The sequence below is a fragment of the Streptomyces sp. MK7 genome (genome assembly GCF_032658145.1).
GTDB lineage: Bacteria > Actinomycetota > Actinomycetes > Streptomycetales > Streptomycetaceae > Streptomyces > Streptomyces spiralis.
This window is the reverse complement of sequence record NZ_JAVACL010000160.1, coordinates 1-424: the sequence shown is the minus strand read 5'-3', so window position 1 is coordinate 424 and position 424 is coordinate 1. Positions and strand designations below refer to the sequence as shown.

The window sequence follows — 424 nt, the reverse complement described above, 5'->3', positions numbered from 1 at the left end:
GGCAGGCCGCCGACCCCGGCGCCCTGGTCGGCCTGGCCGAGATGCGGGAACAGGCCGGAGACCAGGAGGGCGCCGAAACCCTGGCCTGGCAGGCCGCCGACCACGGCAACACCGAGGCGCTGTTCCACCTGGCCATGCTGCGGAGACTGGCCGGGGACCGGGAGGGGACCGCAACCCTGGTCCGGCAGGCCGCCGACCACGGCAACACCGACGCCCTGTTCCTCCTGGCCATGCTGCGGGTACAGGCCGGAGACCGGGAGGGCGCCGAAACCCTGGCCCGGCAGGCCGCCGACCACGGCAACACCGGCGCCCTGTTCCTCCTGGGCCCACTGCGGAGACTGGCCGGGGACCGGGAGGGCGCCGAAACCCTGCTTCGGCAGGCCGCCGACCACGGCAACACCGAGGCCCTGTTCCACCTGGCCAT

1 pseudogene is annotated in these 424 nt (G+C 74.5%); it reads left to right on the top strand.

What is annotated here, in order from left to right:
• Positions 1-424: pseudogene (locus tag R2S09_RS40290) on the top strand (hypothetical protein); the annotation flags it as partial.